Genomic DNA, 18,152 nt, shown 5'->3' with positions numbered 1-18,152 from the left:
GAAGTCTACAATAGGGGCTGTACTATGAAATATTCTAAAGCTACAAATTATGCTCTTCATACAATGCTTTTTCTGGCAAAGGCTACACCAAATAAGTTAGTTAGTGTTCACCAATTAGCAGAAATGCAAAATGTTTCACCAACGTACTTGTCTAAAATACTAACTAAGTTGACGAAGGAAGGGATGATACATTCATCATCTGGTCCAAAGGGCGGTTACTCGCTTAGTAAGAATTGGGAAGATATTTCATTTTTAGATATTATACATGCAATTGAAGGTAAAACATCATTGTTTGAATGTTGTTTACATGACAAACCTGGATGTTTAATTAATGAAGTAATGCTTGCAGCAGAAGAGAAAATGGAAGAAGAGTTACGAAATCAAAAAATCGTAGATCTTGCGAAAAAAATAAAAGTGGATTTTTAATCTGCTTTTATTTTTAAATTAATTAAGGATAAAAAGACTCTTTGATATCTTTAATTGTAGTTAGAAAATGATATGAAGAAGGAGAGAAGATGATGACTAAATTTTGGAATGATCGATATAAATCAGATGAATATTTTTACGGGGAAGAACCTAATACATTTATTAAAGAACAAGCATTTCGTTTAGCAAATCACAATAAAGTAATAGCTTTCGCGGAGGGAGAAGGTAGAAATGCTGTATTTCTAGCAAGACAAGGGAACGAAGTAACAGCTATTGATTATTCGGAAGATGGATTAGAGAAGACAAAAAAATTGGCAGAGAAGCATAACGTAAACGTGCATACAAAAAAAGTAGATTTATTAGCTGATAGTTTGCCAGAAAATGAATATGATGCAGCAATTATGGTATTTGGACATTTTCATGATGATTATAAAAAAATGATATTAGGTAAAATGATACAAACGATAAAGCCTGGTGGTTTAATTATGTTTGAAGTTTACTCAAAAAAACAAATAAACTATGGTACTGGTGGACCAAAAGATGTTGATATGCTGTATGATCCAATTGATATCCTTATTTGGTGTGAAGAACATAAGGTAATTCATTTCTTTAATGGCGAACAAGAGCGAATTGAAGGGAAAGGGCACACTGGTTTAGCTGATGTTATTCAAGTTGTTATTAGAAAATGAATATAAGTGTTAATGAAAGTTAAATGTATGAATGTAAAAGACCAGTCATGTAAGACTGGTCTTTCTATTTAGATACTAAATTATCAAGCTTCCAATATGTATCTGTTAACGGCGCTGCTTTGCTATCTATGTATAAATACATATTATTTAAATCTTTTGGTGAAGTTTTCATATTAAATTCAATGTCAGTAGTTAAAGAAAATTCAGATGGAATTTTTTTAGCATTTTCATTTTGTATAACTTTACCTTCGTATTTTTCACCCGTTTTGTCATCTTTTATGAAATATTTTATTTCTGAAAGATCTATCGTTTGTCCGTCAACACGAGCGTTATTTATAGTAACGCGAGCTGTGAGACGCCACTCTTTGTCTATTTTTTCGAATTTAGCATTTTCAACAGTTGCTCTATAGTATTCGTTTTTAAATATTTCCCCATAGTGCATTGCATTCTTTTCGAGAGCGCTCTTTTCTTGTTTTGATGTAGTATTGCTATTACATCCTGTTAATATTCCAGTAAATAATAATGCTGTACATGTCGTTTTGATTAATGGTTTCATAGTAATCCCTTTCTGTATTAAAAAGTAAAACATAGGAATAATTTTACATCAATAGGAAGATGAATGGAAGTATTTTTTCGTAATATACAGATATATATTTGTTCGGTTGTCAAGTTAACAGGATAGAAAGAGGGAGAAGACTGTATAAAACGGAATAAATAAGAATTGAAAATATTGTAAAATGGAAGAGGCATGCATATAATTAAAATAAAGTTTAAGTTTCTGAATCTTCAATAACGGTGGTGATGACATGTTTACTGAAGAGCGTCGAGAGAAAATTTTAGAGCTACTTAATACAGATGGAAGAGTAATCGCAAAGGATCTTGCGGAAAGATTTGATATGTCTATTGATTCTATAAGAAGAGATTTGTCTATTATGGAAAAGGATGGTTTATTAAAAAGAACGCACGGAGGTGCAATTGAACTTACGCGAGTGAGAAACTTAGCTGCGGAACCAGCTAAACGTTATAGTGATAGCTCAATATATGAGGACACAATTGCAAGAGTTGCGGTATCTTATATACAAGAAGGTGATTCAATTTTTATTGGTGGGGCTTCCGTTCATAATGCGATGCTGAAATATTTACCAGAAGTATCATTTACGGTTATTACGAATTCTATAGAAATAGCTGGTTATCTACGAGAATATAAGAATATTGATACGTATTTAATTGGCGGAAAAGTAAAACCTTCAGGGAATATTACTGATACACTTGCCTCTGAATTGATAAGTAGATTTTCTATTGATCTTTATTTCTCTACAGGTGGAGGCATTTCATTACAAGGTATTAGTACTGCAACACCTGAAGTTGCTTATTTTAGTAAAAGAGTAAGTGAAATTGCTAGAAGAAATATTTGTTTAGTTCCGCATAATAAACTTGGAATAGATTGTTTTATAAGAGGAGAGTCTCTAAAAGAAATTGACATTATTATAACTGACGAAGAGGCTAGTAAAGAAACTGTTCAGGACTTTGAGAAACAAGGTAAACAAGTTGTAATAGCGCCATTATATTCATTTGAAAGGAGTTTGACATGATTGTAAAAGAGCAAGAGTTTTATATAAATGGATTAACTTATACAATTCGTTCTGCAGCTGAGAAAGATGCTGAGCAGTTATCGAAAATTAGAGTTCAGATTGATGGAGAAACTGAAAATATGGATAGAGATGCTGGAGAGGGATTTATAGATGACCTAGGGTTTCAAAAAATAATAAAAACAGATAGTGAAGAGACTAAGAATCTCTTTTTAGTTGCAGAAGTGCACAATCGAATCGTTGGATTTTCAAGATGTGAAGGATCAAATTTTAAGAGATTATCTCATAAAGTGGAGTTTGGCGTTTGCATTTTAAAAGAGTTTTGGGGATATAGAATGGGGAAGAGCCTATTACAACAATCTATTAAATGGGCTGACGAAAATGCAGTGAATAAAATATCTTTACAAGTATTAGAGACAAACGAGAAAGCTATTCATCTTTATAAAAAATTAGGTTTTGAAGTAGAAGGCATTTTGAAAAATGACAAAAGACTATCGGATGGAAAGTATTATAATACGGTAGTGATGGGAAGATTTACCAATACTTTTCATGAAAGAGGTGAAGAAGTATGTTTTACAGAAGGAAGTACTATGTAGTGAAAAATGAATTTATAGAAGTATTTAATGATCATTTCAATAATACGAACTTACCTAATCAATTAAAGCATGGTTCTAGGCTAATAGGACGCTGGATGAAAGATAATAAGAATGGTACGTCTGAAGTATTTGCCATATGGGAATATGATAGTTATGAACAGTATAATGAAATAGAATCGAAAATTAGAAGTGACGAGAGGCATATTAAAGGAATACATGAATGGTATGAAAACCATGGCGGGAAAGAATATGTTTTACAGGAGTACATAGTAGAGATAAAAAATGAAGAGTTAGTATGTACTGTAAAGTAACAGAGGGGTGAGGGATAATAGAAATTAAAACAAAATTATATTTTAGTTTAGCATCCGCTATTTTATTTGCAATAGCCGTGATTGTTTTCTTTATAAATGGTAATCCACAAAAGTGGTTTTGGTTATGTATTTTCTTTGCATCCATTATACAAAATATAGTGCTACTAAAAAAGAATAAAGAAGTGCATTAGGATATTCAAATTATTAACATATTTGTGTCGTATTGCTAGTTGTATTGAAAACGCTTTTATTCAGTTTTATAATAAAAGTATGTTTTATAAATCTCCAAAACAATTAAAAGGGAGATGATACAATGTTAGCTTCACCGTTTTACTTACATACATGGAAAAAGTTTGTTAATGAAGGTGTTCTTGATTCAAATCGCATAAATCAAAGAATTTCAGAATCGTGGCATCGATGTAAACAGGCTAATGTTAATCCTCATATGAATAAAGGTCAGAAAGTTTTGTCTTCTAATATTTTTCGAGAACAAAAGAAAAAGAGTGAAATTTTCCTTGATATAGCATTACCCCAAATACAAAATATGAGAAAAACCATTGATGAACTACAAATGATGGCATTATTAATCGATCCAGATGGTTATGTCCTATCCTTAAGTGGAAATAAACAAACGTTAAAGCGAGCGAAACATATTAATTTTATTGAAGGTGTAAAATGGACGGAAGCAGCTGTGGGGACAAACGCAATAGGAACAGCGTTAGAAATTGAAGAAGCTATTATGATAAGTGGTACTGAACATTACTCCGTGGTATCTCATAGCTGGAGTTGTGCGGCTGCTCCTATTCATAACGATGACGGGAAATTAATTGGTATTCTAGATTTCTCCTGTCCAATTGAATTTTCGCATCCATATATGCTCGGTATGGTAACTTCAATTGCACATGCGATTGAACGTGAATGTAGCATAAGAGTTCATCAAAATGAATTACACTTAATCCATCGTTTTTTAGATGTCATTGATAGTGATGAACAAGTAGTTATTTGTAATCATCGTGATGTTATCGTTTCTGCGAGTAAGAGCGTTCGGGAACGAGTAACTAATTGGTCAAGAATGAAACTTGAAGATTTAGTGCACCATGGATTGGAAACTAAATTAGAGATACCGGTATATAGTAATGAAAGAATGATCGGGAAATGTATGTATTTAAAGGAAAACAAACAAATGAATACATATTCTGCTTTCACATTTATAAAAGGAATTACTTTTCCAGGAGTTACCGGGACAAGTAAAGCATTTCAACACACACTAGAAGAAATTAAGCTTGTTTCACCGACTGATGCTAGTGTGTATGTATGTGGTGAGACAGGAGTAGGAAAGGAATATGTCGCGAGAGCGATTCATGAAAATAGTCCAAGAAAAGACGGACCCTTTATAGCTGTTAACTGCGGTTCTTTGCCTAAAGAATTAATGGAAAGTGAATTGTTTGGTTATGCTGAAGGTGCGTTTACAGGTGCGCGACGTCAAGGATATAAAGGGAAATTTGAACAAGCGAATGGAGGAACACTGTTTTTAGATGAAATTGGCGAAGTACCACCAGAGATGCAAGTAGCCTTATTGCGTGTTTTACAAGAACGCACAATAACTCCAATAGGAAGTTCAAAAGAGGTACCAGTAAATATTCGTATTATTACTGCCACACATAAAGATTTACTAAGGTTAGTAGAAGAAGGGAAATTCCGTCAAGATTTATATTATCGTTTGCACGTTTATCCGTTATATGTTCCATCGTTAATAGAAAGAAAAGAGGATATCCCATATTTTATACAACACTTTTGTGAACGGAAGAATTGGAATGTTGTATTTCCAAAGAGTATATACAATCAATTTTTACAACATACATGGCCCGGAAATATTCGGGAACTAGTAAATGTATTAGAACGTATTTACATTTTGTCGCAAGGACGGGAAATATGCGAAAAGCAAGTCGCTTTTTTGATACAAACAATGACGGGAAATCAACAACAACTTGAGTTACAAGTTGAAAATAAAACAGAACATACATTGAATTTTCGCGAAAAAATACAGCGTGATAGCATGATTGAAGCGTTAGAAAAGACGAACGGAAATGTTTCGTTAGCCGCAAAACTGTTAAATGTTCCTCGAAGTACATTTTATAAACGAATGCAGAAATATAAGCTATAAAGTAGATTTTTGTAATCTACTTTTTCTTTGTGGGCTCATGTTCTGTCGGAATGTGCGCTTACCGGGGAAATAATAGAATTGTTAGAAAATAATTCCCGGAAGGGGGACTTATGTGAAGTATATTGAAATTGGCTTCGGAAATAGGTGGTTCGTTCGAACAGAAACCGAAAATAAAGATGGAACTGAATTTGAAGAACGAGGAATTATAAAACCTATTTATTTTGAGTCACTATATGTACGAATGTGGTTTCGGAAAACGTGTTTAATTTTTGATACGAAAGAAGGATTTAAAAAGATTAAGAAGAAGAGGATTGAATATAAATTTATAGTTGGAATTGTAAGTAGACTGAATAAAGAAAAAGTATGCTAACATACATAGTTATATTGGCCAGGAAATTCTATTGACTTATATCAAACTCATAAAAAGTAATTTTACTAGATATAAATTGTTAATAAAACCACTAAGGAAACTTAGTGGCTTCTTTTTTTATAGGAAGGATTTTCATATGAATAGGATCTTAACGATTGTACTTGCAATTATTGTAATGGGGTATTCCATTTATAGTTGGAATGATGTTTCGGAACAGAGTATGCTAATTTTACAAACGCTTATAGGGATTATGTTAGTTAGTTTAGGAGTGCAAAATTTTAAAAATAAAGAAAATAAAAGTATGGGCATCGCTTGACTACTCGTTGCGTTATATTTAATTGTTGTATTGTTAGTAAAACATTTTTCATGAATAAGTATTTAAATTATTTATTCATGATTTTCTTATTACGAAAAACATTCTCGCAATAAAAGTTAAAATTCCACTTGTATTTCACTATATAAAATATGGCATAATGATTTAGTTAAATAGAAATGGATAGGGTATTTGAGAGGGGCAGTATAATGAGTTTTGCAATTGAAATAGTAATAAAAGCACCAATGGATATTGTATGTGACTATATAATAGAAGATGAAAAAATAAAAGAATGGAATACGTTTATAATAGAAAATCGCTATCCTTCAAATATGGATAAAGAGAATCCACGTGTAGGAGATAAATATATTACTGTTCAAAAAGTCGGTAAGAAAATATTCGAGGCTGAAGTAGAAATCCTTGAATACGATGCACCGCATATTATTTCACTTGGTAGTGAAATGAAGCAAGGATATTCAGCAATGACTTATATGTTAGAAGAAGATGAGGAAGGTACAGCACTAACATTAATTTCAGAATATGAACCTAGTAATTTTTATTATAAAATGATGTATAAGTTAACAGGCTGGATATCACGAGGTTTAACTATGGAACAAATGGAGCGTCTAGCAGAATGTGTAGAAGCTGCTTATCATAAAGAAGATTAATATTAAAAATATATTAAGGTAAAAGCGTTACTCAATCTCATGAGTAATGCTTTTACTGTTTGAAGATTTTTCATTGAAAATCTCAATAGCTCTTTCATATATTTCTTTGTCAACACAAAATCTTTCTGTTATCGAATAATTAAGTTCAGAAGATGTAATGATTTGTTCTCTTTTCTTACCTTGGAAATATTGTTTTAAAACATTATCATTTATAGAAGTCGGAATGCCATCGATATAACCGAAAATCTGAATTTTCTTTAATACAGGAGATGTACGCCAATCGTTAGACCTTGAAATAAGTTCTTTCATATTTGATAAGTGTATTGGTTCTATGTGTAAGGTTTTTGTGGGACCTAGATTTCTAGTAATTTCAATCTTATTATTTGAGACTTCATAAGTGAAAGTTTCTCTTACATTACTTACTTGAAATGATTCATAAAGTGGGTAAGCTTGGAATAAAGGTGCACAGTAACCAACATCAACATAATAAGGTTGGTCTAAGTTAACCCGTAAGCATAAATGTCCGGGGTCCATATACATATATTGAACATCAAAACCAAGATTTGATAATAACCAATGGAATCCAATCGAGTGAGTCCAACAAGTACCGCCCAGACCTTTTGTTGTAATACGGTTTATGTATGTCTCAATGGAAGGAAAATAATTACCTGTTTCATTCCCCTTTTCCCAGTCAATTATTTTAGTAAGGGTGTCCCATTTTATTTTTTCTTGATGAGCTTTAATAAGCTCATTTAAAAACTTTAAGTTAGTAGGCTGTTTTGTCGTACCTAAAAATGATAGAAAGCTATTTACTAGTTGTACTTGGGTCATTTTCTTATCCTTTCTATATAGAAATTGTTATTGGTATTATTATAGAATATATGTCAGAAAATACAGTTATTCATTAATGGAGTGGGAGAGAATTATATGTCGATGTCGCTATATTATAAAAAAATCCGGGAGCAATTAGGACATGAACTAATATTCATGCCAAGTGTAGCTGCAGTTATTAAAAACGAGCAGGGAGAAATCTTATTTCAATATCCTGGCGGAGAATACTGGAGTTTGCCAGCTGGAGCAATTGAGCCTGGAGAAACTCCAGAAGAAGCGGTAGTTCGTGAAGTGTGGGAAGAAACGGGTTTGAAAGTGCAAGTAAAAAAACAAAAAGGGGTATTTGGAGGGGAAAGGTTCCGTCATATATATCCGAATGGCGATCAAGTAGAATATATTGTTGTTGTGTTTGAATGTGAAATTACTAGTGGAAAACTGAAATCGATAGATGGTGAATCTTTAAAACTACAATATTTCTCATTTTCTGAAAAGCCTACTTTAGCGCTACCATACCCAGTTAATATATTTTTATAGATGTAAAATAACACACCTTCCTTATTGAAGGTGTGCTATTTATATAACCCGGTCGTATACATCTCCGTTAACGTATACACAATTTCCTCTAAGTTAATCTTTTTGTCATTTTGCGTAATAGTCCAAAGAAACGATTCATTCATCGAGAACCAACCGCGTGCTACAATCTCTTTATTTAAATTAGGTTGTGCTAATCCACTTTCTTGAGAGTAAGTAATATCCTGTTTAATGCTTGTTATAAAACGTTCCCGAATCTCATCCCATTTTTGCCGTATTTCTCTTGATAATCCTATCGCTTCCTCTACAACTTGCAAAATAGCGCGTTCTTCATTTGCTAATTGCAGGAATGCTCTAACTTGATTTTGGATCATTATACGTGCTTCCTCTTTTGTTTGTGGAGAAAAAGAGCGTTCAGCGATATTATAAAAACGATTCATAACATCTTCCATTAAACTAATTAGGAGATCATCTTTGTTTTTGAAGTATACATATGCTGTTCCGTAACCAGTTTCTGCATGTTTAATAATTTGTGTAATTGTCGTTTTTTGAAATCCATTATTTATAAAAATAGTGTAACCAGAGTGTAATAGTTTCTTCTTCGTTTCTAAGGAGCGGTGTTTTCTTGATGAAAGAGTAGAGTTTTTCAAAGAATCACCTCTTTATACTGAAATATCTGAAAATATAACTGTATTGTAAAAGAAGTTCATATATAAAGTCAACTGACATAATATCATTGACGTTGTATCAATTAAGGTGATATATTTCAATTAGTTAGAATAAAAAGAAAATTAAGAGAAGGTGACACCATGTATAAAGAACCATTTCAACCAACTTATGAGTATGCGCTTGAATGTGATAAACATGATGAACTGAAAGATTTTCAAACTGAATTCTATAAAAAAGAAGGTACTATATATTTAGATGGAAACTCATTAGGGCTACTTTCAAAAAGAGCAGAGAAATCATTATTTACGTTGCTAGATTCGTGGAAAGAGTATGGCATTGACGGCTGGACAGAAGGTGAGCACCCGTGGTTTTTCCTTTCAGAGAAATTAGGTAAACTTACAGCCCCTCTTATTGGTGCTTTACCGGAAGAAACTATTGTAACCGGTTCTACAACTACAAATATACACCAAGTTATTGCGACGTTTTACGAACCAAAAGGAATACGTACAAAAATACTTGCGGATGAATTAACTTTCCCATCAGATATTTATGCACTTCAAAGTCAAATTCGTTTAAAAGGATTAGATCCAGAGGAGCATTTAGTAAGAGTGAAAAGCCGAGATGGTAGAACACTTTCTGAAGAAGATATTATCCATGCGATGGAAGATGATATCGCTTTAATTTTATTACCTTCTGTTTTATATAGAAGTGGTCAAATTCTTGATATGAAACGTTTAACAACGGAAGCTCATAAACGCGGCATTCACATTGGATTTGATTTATGCCATTCAATAGGATCTATTCCGCATCATTTCAAAGATTGGGATGTCGATTTTGCTGTTTGGTGCAATTATAAATATTTAAATGCAGGACCGGGTAGTGTTGCAGGCCTTTATGTAAATAGTAAACATTTTAATAGACTGCCAGGATTGTCTGGATGGTTTAGTTCTAGAAAAGATAAACAGTTTGATATGGAGCATACATTAACAGCTGCTGATCATGCAGGTGCTTATCAAATTGGTACACCGCACGTATTAAGTACAGCACCATTAATTGGTTCACTTGAAATTTTCAAAGATGCTGGTATTGAACGTTTACGTGAGAAATCTTTACATATTACGAGATACATGCTGAATTTAATTGGACATGAATTAAAAGATTTCGAATTTACAATTGGAAATCCATTAGAGGATGAAAAACGAGGCGGGCACATTTATTTAGAGCATGCAGAAGCAGCACGTATATGTAAAGCACTAAAAGCAAATGGAGTAATCCCAGATTTTAGAGCGCCAAATGGGGTGAGACTTGCGCCGGTCGCTTTATATAACACATACGAAGAAGTGTGGAAATCTGTACAAATATTAAAGAAAATTATGAAAAATGAAGAGTATAAGCAGTTTGCAAATAAGCGAGAGGTTGTGGCATAAATATGAAAACATCAGAGTGGATTGATATTTCACAACCGCTAAATAATAATATTGCAACGTGGCCAGGAGACACACCGTTCTCGTATGAAGTTTCATGGTCAAAAGAAGAAAGTGGCTCAGTAAATGTCGGAAAGTTAACGATGAGTATTCATACAGGCACTCATATTGATGCACCATTTCATTTTGATAATGATGGAAAGAAAGTATTGGATTTAGATGTTCAAGTTTATGTTGGCCCAGCACGGATTATTGACGTTTCTAATCTTGAAAGCATCGGGAAAAAGGAATTAGAAAGCTTTCATTTAGAAGGTGTAGAACGATTATTATTACGTACATCTTCACATGGAAAAGCTGAAGAATTTCCAGAGGTGATCCCTCATTTACGTGCGGACATAGCGTCGTTTCTTTCAGAGAAAGGTATTCGTTTAATCGGAGTAGATGTACCATCAGTTGATCCGCTAGATGATAAAGAATTAGCAGCGCATCATCAATTATTTAAACATGGAATTCATATTTTAGAAAATGTCGTACTAGATCATGTAGCAGACGGTGATTATGAACTTATTGCATTACCACTTGCATTAACTGATGCAGATGGAAGTCCAGTTCGAGCCGTTATTAGACCAATATAAGTAGAATCATATAAAAGGGGCGTTTGGCTAATATGAAAGAAAATGAAAAAGTAATTATGGAAAAAGGGATTCATACGGATTTTAAAGAGAATATGACGTATGGGGAGTATTTACAATTAGATAGTTTACTATCTTCTCAAAAAAGATTATCGGACCATCATGATGAAATGTTATTTATCGTTATTCACCAAGCAAGTGAGCTTTGGATGAAGCTCATTTTACATGAGCTAAATGCGGCGATTGAATCTATTAAACAAGATAAATTACAACCAGCTTTTAAAATGTTAGCACGTGTATCAAAAATTCAGTCTCAAATTATTCAATCTTGGGATATTCTTGCGACATTAACACCATCAGAATATATTGAGTTTCGTGACTCACTCGGTCAAGCTTCAGGTTTTCAATCGTATCAATATCGTATGATTGAGTATGCACTTGGCTATAAAACGCCACACGCATTAAAAATTTATGAAAAGGATCCAGAATTACATGCACGACTTCATAAAGCGCTACATGCACCAAGTCTATATGATGTCGCGATTCAAGCATTAGTAAAAGAAGGATTCCCTATTCATAAAGATGTGTTAAACCGTGATATTACGCAGCCTTATGAAGAAGATGCAACAGTAGAAGCAGCATGGTTGGAAGTGTATGCGGATGTGAAAAAATATTGGAATTTATATCAGCTTGCTGAAAAATTGATTGATATTGAAGACTGGCTACAACAATGGCGTTTCCGTCATATGAAAACAGTAGAAAGAATTATTGGACATAAAATGGGTACAGGTGGATCCTCCGGTGTTTCTTATTTAAAGCGAGTACTTGATCAACAATTCTTCCCGGAGCTTTGGAATGTTCGTACAAAATTATAAAAATAAACCTGTCAGTTCATTATGGCTGACAGGTTTATTTTTATTTGAGCACAATTATGTTTAAAATGAAGGAACAAGATATAATAAATGGAGTAACTATTTAAATGGAGGTAAAGTTTTTGGATTTCAAGCAACTAGAAAATAAATTCGAAAAGAAAAAAGTGAATACATTTCTTGTTTATCAAAAAGGGGAATTAACAACTGAGTATTATAAAACACCCGAATGTGCAAATAATTTATATAAAATAAATTCGATTACAAAAAGTATCGTATCTTTATTAATTGGTATTGCAATTGATAAGGGCTATATAAATGATATACATACATCAATTACAGAGTGGATTGAAAATGTACCTGGGGAAAAACATGATTTAACGCTATATCACTTATTAACAATGACTACTGGTGAGGGCTGGAAAGAGTTTGGGAATGGAGTAGTATTCCCAAATGACTTTGTAGAATCAGAGAACTGGGTACAGTACATATTAGAGAAGCCAATAATTGAAGAACCTGCTACAAAAATGAATTATAATTCAGGTTCTTCTCATTTACTGAGCTATATTATTCAAGAAGCTACTGGAATGTCGACAGAGCGGTTTGCAAAGAAATATTTATTTGATCCATTAAAAATTAACGAATACGAGTGGCAACAAGATCCGCAGGGTATATATGTAGGTGGCTTCGGTATGAAAATGAAATCTACCGATTTATTAAAATTAGGAAAATTATGTTTGCAAAATGGATATTGGAATGAAAAAGAAATTGTATCAGCGAAATGGTTAGAAGAGTCAAGTAGGGCGCAATTTGAAACATATGAACATGTGGGCGCATATGGATATCACTGGTGGGTATTACATAACGAAAGATTTCACATACCGTATTGTATATATTTCGCTATGGGATACGGCGGACAATACATCGTTATCATTCCTCAATTAGAAGTAGTAGCTATTATAAGTAGTCATATGCCAAAACGTGGGCTCGTTCCGTTAAAATTATTTATTGAGCATGTACAGGGAAATTCTAATTATATATAAGAAAAGGAGGGAATGTATGAAAGATGAAAAAATTTTATCTTTATTTAGACTATGTTTAAGCCTTCTAGCATTTAGTACAATCATTACGCAATTTATAATACGGGCACAAGTGAAACCGTTCAACCCAGTTAACTTTTTTAGTTTCTTCACTATCGAAAGTAACATTTTAGTTGCATGTATTCTCCTTTTAAGTAGTATCGGAACAGCTACATTTGGTCGCTCAGAACAGTTTGGTATACTTCGTGGTGCAGCAACGGTATACATACTTACGACTGGACTCATTTATTTTTTATTATTAAGAGGGTTAGAAGAATCACTTCAAACGGCAATACCATGGGTAAATACTGTGCTACATTATATCATGCCGATTACAATGCTTTTAGATTGGATTTTAAATCCACCTATTAAGAAAATCACTTGGAAACAAGCTGCAAGTTGGCTTTTATTCCCATTTTTTTACGTTGTATATAGCTTAATACGTGGTCCAATCGTGAATTGGTATCCATATCCGTTTTTAGATCCGAGAATAGGTGGATATGGTAAAGTACTTTTATACAGTATAGGGATAGCAGTTGTAATTGGTGCTATTTGTATATTGGTAAGATTTTTAGGGAATCGAAACTTTAGAAAAGAATTTTAGAAATGCAAGAACCCCCACTGTGTCTGTTTTTAACAGTGGGGGTTTCACTTTATCCAGCTATTTGTCGGGCTGCCCGTAAAAGTCCGATTGGTGAGGGCTGATGATCAGTGGGAGATGAACAAAACCCCCACTGATTAAAGTTTCACTTTATCTACTCGTCTTCTGAAACGACAGCTTTATAAATTTCTCCGTCTTCGTTTCAAATTCTACATCAACAAAAACACCGTATTCTTTTCCGTTCTCACGTAACCACAATTTAAATTTTTCAACAGTTATTTGAACTGTTTTTGGTTTTCTACCTATATGAAGATAGTCAATAATTTCTGCTTTTGGGTATTGTTCTTTCGTCTTTTCTACGGCAAGTTTACCCCATTTGGCATACGGTGGCTGCGCATGAACAATTGATGAGCCTGTATATATATTTGAACATGTTGTTAGGAACAGAATGACGAGTGCGATGTGTTTTAAAGATTTCTTCATGATGAACTCCTTTTATCCTTTTTTTATATTGTTTACATATTTTTTCAACGATATTAGTTTGGATTTTTTTGTCTTCTTTACATAAAAGCGAAGCTTTTACAAAACATAACCAAGAAATCATTTCCGTAATTAAGGAGGGAAAATTATGCGCCAAAAAGCTATTTTTAAAATAGCAGTTTTACTTGCGTTCATAGGACTGTCTTTAATGGTCAGTAGTATACAACTAAAGAATGTAGAAGCTTTTTCTAATCAAGTTATTCAAAGAGGAGCATCTGGCGAAGATGTCATTGAACTGCAATCTCGTTTGAAATATAACGGGTTTTATACGGGAAAAGTGGATGGTGTTTTCGGATGGGGTACATATTGGGCACTTCGGAATTTTCAAGAGAAATTCGGATTACCCGTTGATGGTTTAGCTGGAGCTAAAACGAAGCAAATGCTCGTGAAGGCAACGAAGTATGACAAGTCAACTGCTAATAAAGGGACGACAACAAATAAAGGAAATAGCGGCGGAACTGCACAAGAGAATAAACCACCTCAAAATAAAGGGACAAATGTTCCGAACGGTTATTCTCAAAATGATATTCAGCTGATGGCAAACGCAGTATACGGAGAATCACGCGGTGAACCATATTTAGGACAAGTTGCAGTAGCTGCCGTTATTTTGAATCGTGTTACAAGTGCGTCATTCCCAAATACTGTTTCAGGTGTAATCTTTGAACCTAGAGCATTTACAGCGGTAGCCGATGGACAAATATATTTAACGCCAAATGAAACAGCAAAAAAAGCAGTTTTAGATGCGATTAACGGATGGGATCCAACAGGAAATGCTTTATATTATTTCAATCCAGATACTGCGACTAGTAAATGGATTTGGACTCGTCCACAAATTAAAAAAATCGGTAAACATATTTTCTGTAAATAGAGCGGAGGTGGGACAATGTTACGAGGTATTATCATTGTATTATTAACAGTCGGTGTAGTAGGAACAGGCTATTGGGGCTATAAAGAGCACCAAGAGAAAAATGCAGTTTTAATTCGAGCGGAAAATAGCTATCAACGTGCATTCCATGATTTAGCATACGAAGTCGATTTATTACACGATAAAATTGGCACAACACTTGCGATGAATTCACGATCATCTTTATCACCTGCATTAGCGGATGTATGGCGTTTAACATCTGAAGCTCGCTCGGATGTAGGGCAACTTCCTTTAACATTAATGCCATTTAATAAAACGGAAGAATTTTTAGCGAATATCGGTGATTTCAGTTACCGTGCAGCCATTCGTGATTTAGAAAAAGAGCCGTTAAATGAGCAAGAATATAAAACGCTACAAACTTTATATTCAAATGCAGGAAATATACAAGATGAACTAAGAAAAGTACAACATCTTGTTTTGAAAAATAATTTACGCTGGATGGATGTAGAAATGGCACTTGCATCAAATCGCGATCCAGCAGATAACACAATTATTGATGGATTGAAAACTGTAGAGAAAAACGTAACATCATATTCTTCTACAAACTTCGGACCGACCTTTACAAGTGCGCAAAAAAATAAAAAAGGTGGATTTGAAGCGGAAGGAAAGGCAATTTCTAAAGATGAAGCGGCGAAAATTGCCAAATCATTTTTGAATTTAAAAGGAAATGAAAAAGTAGATGTTGAGAAAAGCGGAAAAGGTGCGAAAGAATCCTTCTATAGTGTGAAAATTAAAGATGAAGCAACGAACAATGAGTTCTATATGGATATTACCGGAAAAGGCGGATATCCAATTTGGGTTATGAATAACCGCGAAATTAAAGAACAGAAAGTTAGTTTAAACGATGCAGGTAGTAAAGGTTTGAAATTTTTAAAGGACCATAAGTTTAATAATATGGAGCTTTATGATAGCTCTCAATATGATAATGTTGGTGTATTTACGTATGTAGTAAATGAAAATGGAGTACGAATTTATCCAGAAGCAATCCAAATGAAAATTGCTTTAGATGATGGTTCTATCGTTGGGTTCTCCGCAAAAGAATACTTAGCGTCACATCAAAAGCGAACAGTTCCATCGGCAAAGCTAACTGCAGCAGAAGCAAGAAAGAAAATCAATCCGGATGTAAAAGTTATGGAAGAACGTAAAGCTTTAGTAGTCAATGATTTGCATAATGAAGTACTTTGCTATGAATTTGTAGGCACTTTAGGAAAAGATACGTACCAAATATTCATTAATGCTAATAGCGGGGCTGAGGAAAAGGTAAAGAAAATGCAAGCTGTTGAAAAAATTTATGATTAAACCTTAATAGTGAAGTGGTGAAAATAATGAAAACTCTAATATATATATTGATGCTTTGCTTCGTTATAACTGGATGCAGTATTGGAAAAAAAGACAATCCAAACGAAAAGCCGGAACAAAAAAATGTTTCAATGAAAAATGTTAATTATACGAATAAATCAAATAAGCCAAATGAAAAAGCAGCAGATCATTTAGCATCTTTAGCAGCAAGTGTGCCAGGTGTGAATGATGCAACAGCGGTCGTTGTTGGAAAATATGCTATTGTAGGTATTGATGTAAAAGCAAAACTTGATCGAACTCGAGTTGAATCAATTAAGTACTCTGTTGCAGAAAGTTTAAAAAATGACCCTGACGGTGCTAATGCAGTCGTTGTAGCAGATGTTGATACGTATGAACGCCTCAAACAAATCGGAAAGCAAATTAAAAAAGGAAAAACAGGTGAAGGTATACTAGATGAATTAGCCGCTATTGTGGGCCGAGTAATGCCACAAGTTCCAAATGATATGATAGAAAATAGAGAAACGAATCCAATTAAAGATAATGATAAACAATTACCAAAAGATGAAGAACAAGAGTTAAGAAAAGAACAGGATGATCAATCAAATAATCATTTGAATAAATGAAATTAGCCTCGTACTTAATTGTACGAGGTTTTTAAATATAATATTAAATATTCAGTTTATTTTTAAGGGAATATATGGTTTAATTATGATGGGAGGGACAACTGTTATGATGAAAAAAAGCGCATGTATATTGTTTAGTTTATGCTTAGGTTTCAGTATGACAGCGTGTGAACAGAGAAAAGAAGTGAAAAACCAAACAGCAACTTCTTCTACTGTGATGGAAAGGCAACAGAAAGAGTCTATCAATATAAATCATTTCTCGAGTATAAATGAAGGAATGACTTATACAGAAGTGAAAGATTTAATTGGTTTTGAAGGAGATTTACTTATAGAAGAAGGGGTAGAGCATTCTACACAAATTAAACAAATTTTTGCTTGGAAAGGGAACGATCCAAATTCATTTGTTGAAATTACCTTTTTAGATGGAAGAGTGCATTCAAAAGCACAGCAAGGTATAAGTTAATAAGCTAAAAAATGGGAGAGTTTAGCATGAACATACACACAGGGGAAATTCAATTAGCTCCGTATAAGGAGAAATATAAAGAAGTTATACAAACATTTACTTTACCAAGTGAACAAGTTCAGTTTACATCAGATCCAAGCGCATTACTGGAGAAAGCAAAAAGTGATCATACAAAAAATGTGATTGTTATTTTAGATCGCAATGGGGTACCGGTGGGTCTTTTCGCATTGGAAACGGGAGATAGAGTAAAGGAGTTCACAGATAATGAGGATGCTTTACTTTTAACTTCATTTTCTATAAATCACAATAGACAAGGGAAGGGATATGCTAAAAAATCACTGTCACTATTACAAAAGTTTGTAAAACGTTATTTTCCAATAAAAAATGAAGTTGTACTTGCTGTGAATGAAAGAAATATTCCTGCACAAAATTTATATGCAAAAGTTGGTTTCCAAGATAAAGGTTTTAGAAGAATGGGGCCAATTGGCCAACAAATAATAATGCATTTACCTATAATGAAATAGAAAACTTACTCTTGAA

At 33.4% G+C, this 18,152-nt stretch carries 24 protein-coding genes; 20 read left to right on the top strand and 4 right to left on the bottom strand.

Annotated elements, in window-relative coordinates; translation table 11 throughout:
• Positions 1-24: 24 nt before the first annotated feature.
• Both V6946_RS14505 and V6946_RS14500 read left to right on the top strand, forming a co-directional pair.
• On the top strand, positions 25-426 hold the full coding sequence (locus V6946_RS14505) for an Rrf2 family transcriptional regulator (protein ID WP_000877650.1): 402 nt from the start codon (positions 25-27) through the stop codon (positions 424-426).
• A gap of 89 nt (positions 427-515) precedes the next feature.
• Positions 516-1,115 carry a class I SAM-dependent methyltransferase gene (locus V6946_RS14500; protein ID WP_366981836.1) on the top strand — a complete coding sequence of 200 codons (600 nt, stop codon included), beginning with the start codon at positions 516-518 and terminating at the stop codon, positions 1,113-1,115.
• A 64-nt stretch (positions 1,116-1,179) separates the two neighbouring features.
• On the opposite strand, the gene V6946_RS14495 is transcribed toward V6946_RS14500, so the two are convergent.
• Complete coding sequence (locus V6946_RS14495) at positions 1,180-1,671, bottom strand: hypothetical protein (RefSeq protein ID WP_000803253.1); 492 nt, start codon at positions 1,669-1,671, stop codon at positions 1,180-1,182.
• A 250-nt stretch (positions 1,672-1,921) separates the two neighbouring features.
• Here V6946_RS14495 and V6946_RS14490 point away from each other — a divergent pair, with 250 nt between their 5' ends.
• The 7 genes from V6946_RS14490 to V6946_RS14460 all read left to right on the top strand — a co-directional run bounded on the left by V6946_RS14490 (position 1,922) and on the right by V6946_RS14460 (position 7,126).
• Positions 1,922-2,707 carry a DeoR/GlpR family DNA-binding transcription regulator gene (locus V6946_RS14490; protein WP_006924315.1) on the top strand — a complete coding sequence of 262 codons (786 nt, stop codon included), beginning with the start codon at positions 1,922-1,924 and terminating at the stop codon, positions 2,705-2,707.
• Complete coding sequence (locus V6946_RS14485) at positions 2,704-3,300, top strand: GNAT family N-acetyltransferase (protein ID WP_000635682.1); 597 nt, start codon at positions 2,704-2,706, stop codon at positions 3,298-3,300. The genes V6946_RS14490 and V6946_RS14485 overlap by 4 nt, the downstream gene beginning before the upstream one ends.
• Complete coding sequence (locus V6946_RS14480) at positions 3,273-3,611, top strand: NIPSNAP family protein (RefSeq protein ID WP_000499991.1); 339 nt, start codon at positions 3,273-3,275, stop codon at positions 3,609-3,611. Before V6946_RS14485 ends, V6946_RS14480 begins: the two co-directional genes overlap by 28 nt.
• Before the next feature lie 313 nt (positions 3,612-3,924).
• A complete protein-coding gene (locus tag V6946_RS14475; RefSeq protein WP_000881435.1) occupies positions 3,925-5,775 on the top strand; it encodes a sigma-54-dependent Fis family transcriptional regulator in 1,851 nt (616 codons plus the stop codon).
• A gap of 112 nt (positions 5,776-5,887) precedes the next feature.
• Complete coding sequence (locus V6946_RS14470; protein WP_000873828.1) at positions 5,888-6,145, top strand: DUF3977 family protein; 258 nt, start codon at positions 5,888-5,890, stop codon at positions 6,143-6,145.
• Positions 6,146-6,281: 136 nt separating this feature from the next.
• On the top strand, positions 6,282-6,461 hold the full coding sequence (locus tag V6946_RS14465) for a DUF3953 domain-containing protein (RefSeq protein WP_001079915.1): 180 nt from the start codon (positions 6,282-6,284) through the stop codon (positions 6,459-6,461).
• Positions 6,462-6,667: 206 nt separating this feature from the next.
• Positions 6,668-7,126, top strand: coding sequence for an SRPBCC domain-containing protein (locus V6946_RS14460; protein ID WP_000006415.1), 459 nt, complete (start codon positions 6,668-6,670; stop codon positions 7,124-7,126).
• A 27-nt stretch (positions 7,127-7,153) separates the two neighbouring features.
• Here V6946_RS14460 and V6946_RS14455 read toward each other — a convergent pair whose 3' ends face one another.
• On the bottom strand, positions 7,154-7,957 hold the full coding sequence (locus V6946_RS14455) for an arylamine N-acetyltransferase (RefSeq protein ID WP_006919151.1): 804 nt from the start codon (positions 7,955-7,957) through the stop codon (positions 7,154-7,156).
• A 96-nt stretch (positions 7,958-8,053) separates the two neighbouring features.
• Between V6946_RS14455 and V6946_RS14450 the strand changes: the two genes are divergently transcribed.
• Complete coding sequence (locus V6946_RS14450; RefSeq protein WP_000062926.1) at positions 8,054-8,491, top strand: NUDIX domain-containing protein; 438 nt, start codon at positions 8,054-8,056, stop codon at positions 8,489-8,491.
• A gap of 35 nt (positions 8,492-8,526) precedes the next feature.
• On the opposite strand, the gene V6946_RS14445 is transcribed toward V6946_RS14450, so the two are convergent.
• Positions 8,527-9,138: a TetR/AcrR family transcriptional regulator gene (locus V6946_RS14445; protein ID WP_000798542.1), complete on the bottom strand. Its 612-nt coding sequence runs from the start codon at positions 9,136-9,138 to the stop codon at positions 8,527-8,529.
• A gap of 159 nt (positions 9,139-9,297) precedes the next feature.
• Here V6946_RS14445 and kynU point away from each other — a divergent pair, with 159 nt between their 5' ends.
• The 5 genes from kynU (at position 9,298) to V6946_RS14420 (ending at position 13,765) form a co-directional block, all read left to right on the top strand.
• On the top strand, positions 9,298-10,584 hold the full coding sequence (gene kynU / locus V6946_RS14440; RefSeq protein WP_006919154.1) for a kynureninase: 1,287 nt from the start codon (positions 9,298-9,300) through the stop codon (positions 10,582-10,584).
• 2 nt (positions 10,585-10,586) lie between these two features.
• Positions 10,587-11,216 (top strand): arylformamidase, encoded by a 630-nt coding sequence (gene kynB / locus V6946_RS14435; RefSeq protein ID WP_000858074.1) that lies wholly within the window; start codon positions 10,587-10,589, stop codon positions 11,214-11,216.
• Positions 11,217-11,248: 32 nt separating this feature from the next.
• A complete protein-coding gene (gene kynA / locus V6946_RS14430; protein WP_000661957.1) occupies positions 11,249-12,088 on the top strand; it encodes a tryptophan 2,3-dioxygenase in 840 nt (279 codons plus the stop codon).
• A gap of 119 nt (positions 12,089-12,207) precedes the next feature.
• Complete coding sequence (locus V6946_RS14425) at positions 12,208-13,125, top strand: serine hydrolase (protein ID WP_006919175.1); 918 nt, start codon at positions 12,208-12,210, stop codon at positions 13,123-13,125.
• 16 nt (positions 13,126-13,141) lie between these two features.
• Positions 13,142-13,765, top strand: a complete 624-nt coding sequence (locus V6946_RS14420) for a Pr6Pr family membrane protein (RefSeq protein WP_000650958.1) — start codon at positions 13,142-13,144, stop codon at positions 13,763-13,765.
• 147 nt (positions 13,766-13,912) lie between these two features.
• On the opposite strand, the gene V6946_RS14415 is transcribed toward V6946_RS14420, so the two are convergent.
• Entirely contained in the window at positions 13,913-14,245 is a 333-nt protein-coding gene (locus V6946_RS14415) for a DUF3889 domain-containing protein (RefSeq protein WP_000749105.1), read from the bottom strand.
• Positions 14,246-14,390: 145 nt separating this feature from the next.
• Between V6946_RS14415 and sleB the strand changes: the two genes are divergently transcribed.
• From sleB to V6946_RS14390, 5 genes are all read left to right on the top strand, one after another.
• A complete protein-coding gene (gene sleB / locus V6946_RS14410) occupies positions 14,391-15,170 on the top strand; it encodes a spore cortex-lytic enzyme (RefSeq protein WP_001249053.1) in 780 nt (259 codons plus the stop codon).
• A gap of 15 nt (positions 15,171-15,185) precedes the next feature.
• Positions 15,186-16,526, top strand: a complete 1,341-nt coding sequence (ypeB, locus tag V6946_RS14405) for a germination protein YpeB (RefSeq protein ID WP_000943727.1) — start codon at positions 15,186-15,188, stop codon at positions 16,524-16,526.
• Between the two features lie 26 nt (positions 16,527-16,552).
• Positions 16,553-17,149, top strand: a complete 597-nt coding sequence (locus V6946_RS14400; RefSeq protein WP_000854053.1) for a YhcN/YlaJ family sporulation lipoprotein — start codon at positions 16,553-16,555, stop codon at positions 17,147-17,149.
• Between the two features lie 106 nt (positions 17,150-17,255).
• A complete protein-coding gene (locus V6946_RS14395; RefSeq protein WP_000976446.1) occupies positions 17,256-17,612 on the top strand; it encodes a hypothetical protein in 357 nt (118 codons plus the stop codon).
• Positions 17,613-17,623: 11 nt separating this feature from the next.
• Complete coding sequence (locus tag V6946_RS14390; protein WP_155893663.1) at positions 17,624-18,136, top strand: GNAT family N-acetyltransferase; 513 nt, start codon at positions 17,624-17,626, stop codon at positions 18,134-18,136.
• Positions 18,137-18,152 lie beyond the last annotated feature (16 nt).

The organism is Bacillus sp. PPSBB_2, from assembly GCF_045291115.1.
GTDB classification, from domain to species: domain Bacteria; phylum Bacillota; class Bacilli; order Bacillales; family Bacillaceae_G; genus Bacillus_A; species Bacillus_A cereus.
This window is presented reverse-complemented; position numbering and strand designations above follow the sequence as displayed.